Source organism: Candidatus Aquicultor sp. (assembly GCF_054640775.1).
Genome location: NZ_JBTSLF010000239.1, coordinates 1 through 3,455 on the forward strand (window position 1 = coordinate 1; position 3,455 = coordinate 3,455).

Below are 3,455 nucleotides of genomic sequence, written 5' to 3' on the forward strand. Positions count from 1 at the left end.
GCTTGCTGTATAGCGACCAAGCTTAGTATTGGGGCCAAACAGATCCCCATCCCAGCTTATCAGGCGTATCTCTCGCTGCTGTCATACCATCCCTTTAAGATTTAAATTTTGAAAGCGAACAGGTGCAATACATAACGCATGGTTTATTATCCAGCGCATAAGAGCAAAAAAGAAAACCATGAGAAAGCTCGCGTACTTTTCAGTTATAGCTATAGCACTCTTACTATCCGTACTCTTTACGTATCAAAGCGCGGGGCATACGGTGGCAATTGTGAAGAATGCCTTCAGAAAAACCACCACCCCTCCCCCGCAGCCAAAGAAACCAACGGTAACAACGCGCTATGCCGTAGCGACCAACCTTTCAAGTAATCGCGAGAATATACCTGTGCAGGAGCTCGTGCGCCTCTTTAGAGATGGCAAGGTCGCTACGCTTAAAAAAGACAGGGGGGAACTCCCCGTCCTCTTTAAGAGCATACAGCCAAACACCGTTCGCGAGGCATCGATGACCGCAACACCCATAGACACCTTTGCGCTTTTAAAAGTGGACGATTTGCCTCCGGGGCTTAAGGTACTCACGGTCGATGGCAAATCCGTCTGGGATGATGGCGCGTATCCGTTGGTCGCCCGGGTAGAGGAAGACTCGGCAGCGGGTTCCTTCAACGTATCGAAGGTAGTTAAAATGACGGCAGTCGGCGACATTATCCTGGGACGGACCGTGTATCGCAGAATGGCTGAGAAAGGTTACACGGCGCCGTTTTCAAATGTAGCCCCCCGGCTCAAAAAGGCAGATATAACCTTCGGCGACCTGGAATCGCCTTTATCGAACGCATTTACTCCACCGATCCACGGGATGCAGTTTCTGGCCCCAACCGCCGCTATCCAAGGACTGACCCTCTCAGGCATCGACATAGTAGGCCTCGCGAATAACCATAGCACCAACTTCGGGCCGCGGGCTTTTAGCGATACGTTGGACGTGCTGAAGAAAAACAATATCGCATACGTCGGGGGCGGGAGCACCGAGGCTGAGGCTAAAAGCTTTAAGATACTAACCGTTAAGAACAAGCGATTCGCATTTTTAGATTTCAACAGTATCATCGGCGATATGGAAGCCCGGGGTACCTCGCCCGGCGACTGGCATATCTCGCTTCAGCCCTGGGGTGCGATGAACCAGAACCAGGTCGATGAGGTCATAGGCAAAGTGCGCCAAGCCGAAGCAGCCGGCGATTTCACTGTGGTTATGGCCCACTGGAGCCAAGAGTACATCCACGACCCCAATCAAGATAGAGGATTCTCACCGGCCCAGAATACTCGATAAAAACGAGGGCAAACCGATTATGGACGCCGTTTGGGCCAGCTCATCAAAACTGGGCGGTAGTTTTACACTACCGTGCTCGGAACTTACCCGTCGACTAACCGGGACGGCCGCGTCAGAGGCGCAAGACAAGAAATAGTTCCTTATACCCTTCCAAACGGCAGCAAAAGAACCGGCTGCTCGTCTTCGGGAAGGTCTAAGGCATTTTGCACTCCGGTATCATCGAAAGCGCCGATCATGACCGAGCCTAAGCCCAGTGCAACCCCTTGAAGGTGGGCGTTTTCGGCGGCGAGGGCTGCGTCCATATGGACATAGCGCACTCCCCTCTTTCCGTACCGCGATACCATCCGCTCGAACACCGCGACGAACAAGATGGTGACCGCGGCTTCCCGTATCATCTGCTGGCCGAGGCACACCCCTGCAAGCTCACCCCGCATATCGCCGGCGGCAAGTCGTAGTAATCGATGCTCCTGGGGGATGTACTCATAAAGACCGGCTTCAAAACCCACGACATCGCCCGCGATAAGATATGTCTCAATGGGGTATCGCGCCCCGGCCGACGGTGACGCCCTGAAACCCCTGGCCGCACTCGTAATCCCCTGGGCCGACCAGAGAAGCTGCGCTACCTCGGCCAATTGCAGCGGTCCCTCTTTATAGTGCCTCACCGACCGCCGTCGGGAAACGGCCTCTTCAACCGACATGGCGCCAACATACGCGGGCTCGGGAAGCTTAATGGTATCCATTTCATGCATGCGCTCGTACCCATTACCTTGTCATCAATGAAGTTCATGCGGCTTTAGTATATGCTACGTGGATATTCTTAGCCAGCAACATGTTCCGGTGCCTCCGGAACGACAATGGCCATTATGATGTAGGCGATGATGGCGGCGGGCGCCAGCGGAGTAAAGATGAGCACTGCCCAAACAAGCCGGATGAGTATCGGGTCGATATCGAAATATTCGCCCAGCCCTCCCGCAACACCGGCGATCATCCTGTTGGTTCTCGATCTATGGAGCGGTCTTCCTCCGGCTGAGATATGCATTCCACGACTACGGCTGGTGGCTAGAATTATGAGAACGCCAAGCAGTATCAACATCGCCGGCCAAAACGCCGACGAGATAAAGCGGAAAAGAGCGTAGAACGGACCGGGGATGAGGTTGAGATTTTGGAGCAAGAACCATATACCGAGCCCAACCAGGATAAGGCCCAGGATTAAACCGACTTCATTTGAGGATGCCCTTGACGGCCGTGGGCCTGTAGCCGACCCCTCAGAGCCCGGCTCGCATGGCGGGATGATTATCCACGCGATGATATACGCAAGTATGCCGGCCCCACCGAAGAATGCCAGTAAAACAAATGCGAGACGTATGAGGATGGGGTCTACGGCAAGGTATTCGCCGATACCTCCCGCAACACCGCCAAGCACCTTATTTGTCCGCGAACGGCAGAGTTTCTTAGCCTCACCGGCCTTCGTCTCAACCGGAACCGCTTTTGCGGCGGCTTCTGGTCGCTCGCTGGCAGTATTCTGCTGCATGGCCTCTTCTTTATCCTTTTGGCTGTTTTCTTCTTGAGGATTGTTCTCCGACATCGCGCTCCCCTCCGTCTCTATTCTTGCCTAATAGCCCTGCACCTTTAGACTTGAGACTCCAATGTTGACGTACAGCATGATCTTCTTTGCAGCATGGCTGAAGTCTGGTGTTTCGTAGGCTGAAGCACCACGGGGCCTACGAAGATCGATATTTTTAAAATCCGTTGAGGATATACCGCTGTTCATCTTCAACCGCACACCGACGTTTTTCGGCACCATAAGCTTTATATCCGATACCCCCGCATTAATATCCGCCGTAGTGCTATTGGCCTTATCGCCAAAGCGCACCGAAACATCTCCAACGCCGCCTCTTAAATTAAGGTCGCCCACTCGAAGGTCGCGTAAATCAAGATTCCCCGTAGCGGCACCGGTTCTTATATCAAGATCCCACGCGATATCCTTTGAGAAAAGCACTCGCCAGGTACGCTGGCGTCCGCTGCCCACGAAACCGATTTCGCCCCTGTGCGGTCGTATCGAAAGCTCGGCGCTCGATCCCGAACGGCTGAAGGTAAACTGCGGTTTCTCTTTGACGGTAAATACTTTAGCGTCGATATC

4 protein-coding genes are annotated in these 3,455 nt (G+C 53.6%); 1 reads left to right on the top strand and 3 read right to left on the bottom strand.

All coding sequences use genetic code 11. The features are described from left to right. Window positions 1-271: 271 nt before the first annotated feature. Window positions 272-1,315 carry a CapA family protein gene (locus ACYC56_RS13435; protein ID WP_461374683.1) on the top strand — a complete coding sequence of 348 codons (1,044 nt, stop codon included), beginning with the start codon at window positions 272-274 and terminating at the stop codon, window positions 1,313-1,315. 140 nt (window positions 1,316-1,455) lie between these two features. On the opposite strand, the gene ACYC56_RS13440 is transcribed toward ACYC56_RS13435, so the two are convergent. From ACYC56_RS13440 to ACYC56_RS13450, 3 genes are all read right to left on the bottom strand, one after another. Continuing rightward, complete coding sequence (locus ACYC56_RS13440; protein ID WP_461374684.1) at window positions 1,456-2,055, bottom strand: SagB/ThcOx family dehydrogenase; 600 nt, start codon at window positions 2,053-2,055, stop codon at window positions 1,456-1,458. 77 nt (window positions 2,056-2,132) lie between these two features. Continuing rightward, window positions 2,133-2,900 carry a PspC domain-containing protein gene (locus ACYC56_RS13445; RefSeq protein ID WP_461374685.1) on the bottom strand — a complete coding sequence of 256 codons (768 nt, stop codon included), beginning with the start codon at window positions 2,898-2,900 and terminating at the stop codon, window positions 2,133-2,135. Between the two features lie 27 nt (window positions 2,901-2,927). Then, on the bottom strand, window positions 2,928-3,455 hold a 528-nt coding region (locus ACYC56_RS13450; RefSeq protein ID WP_461374686.1), incomplete at its 5' end, for a LiaF domain-containing protein.